Raw genomic sequence first — 1,311 nt, 5'->3', positions numbered from 1 at the left:
TGGCCACCGAGCGCAAAGAAACTGTCATGCCGACCGACACACTCGACACCGAGCAACTCCGTCCAGATTGTCGCGAGCGTCATCTCTAGCTCGCCTCGCGGCGCTTCATACGCTTGATGCGCAAGTGCGTCGTCATCCGGCGCGGGTAGCGCACGCCGATCGAGCTTACCATTGGGTGTGAGCGGCAGCGCATCCAGGCGCACGAACGCAGCCGGCACCATGTAATCAGGCAGCTGTGTCGCCACATAGCGGCGAACGTCAGCAAATTGATCGAAGCTGGCCGGTTGATTCGCGTAGTTAAACAATGACGATTGGCCATTGTCTGAGGGCGGCAGGTAGACAGCAGTGGGCATGGCTTGGGCCATCTCCCTGGCTTTCACGAACACAATGTCCATGCAGGCATGAGCATCATGTTCTGACCACGTGCTACCCACCCAGTAGCCAAGCGACTCACCCAACGCAGAGAAATCCTCCGGTTCCAATCCAATCGCCTGCGCATTGCCGGTGATGAGCTGATGCTTAATGGCGCTGATGTCATCGCCATCTTCAAGCGCTTGCATCGCCTCTATCTCCAGCGCTAACCGTGCATTAGGCACACCCGTGATGCGCAGCTGGGCGGGACGCTCCGTCGCGAGCAATGTCTGTAGTGTATCAATCTCGACTACCCCTTGTCCCCAGCGCAGCTGCGGCGCTTGAGCGAGCGACAAGGTGTTGACGGGGCCTTTGCGCAGCACTACGTCGTAGCGATAGCGGCTCAATTCATTATGGTAGTCACTGCGCTTGAGCTCGATATCGACCGCCGCAATGGTGTCAACCTTATTGGGCAGTGCGCTAAAAAAGGCCGGCGCTAGCATCAGTTCTTTTTCTGCAAGCAGCGCTTGCTTGATACGTCGCCCTAAGCTAGACCTATCATCAGTGGCCGAATCGGCTTGGTGCAACTGCACCGCGGTGGTAAAACAGTTCAGCAAGTTAAGGTTGCGCACGTCCCCGATGAAAACGCTCCCACCGGGCACAAGCAGGTCCATCGCTTGGCGGACTACATCCATTAAATAGCTGGCACTGGGGAAATATTGCACCACCGAGTTAATCACGATGGTATCGAAATAGTCTGTGGGTAAGCCCTCAGTGACATGCGCAGCCTGTGTGCGCAATTGAACGTGTGAAGCCAGCTGCGCCAACTGAGTGCGCAATGTCTCGATGGAGGGTGCAGAAAAATCCGTGCCCCAATACGCTTCACAATGAGGTGCTAGGTGCGCGAGCAGCAGTCCCGTGCCTACGCCAATCTCCAGCACCCGCCGCGGTTGCAACTCA

At 57.1% G+C, this 1,311-nt stretch carries 1 protein-coding gene; it reads right to left on the bottom strand.

Annotated features, from left to right (window positions below; translation table 11 throughout):
- A partial coding sequence (locus KPG66_RS16945) for a class I SAM-dependent methyltransferase (protein ID WP_237071616.1) occupies positions 1 to 1,311 on the bottom strand: 1,311 nt, incomplete at both ends.

It is taken from the genome of Mycetohabitans sp. B2 (genome assembly GCF_021733735.1).
Lineage (GTDB): Bacteria > Pseudomonadota > Gammaproteobacteria > Burkholderiales > Burkholderiaceae > Mycetohabitans > Mycetohabitans rhizoxinica.
Note: the sequence above shows the minus strand (reverse complement) of the source record. Positions and strands in the feature narration are given on the sequence as shown.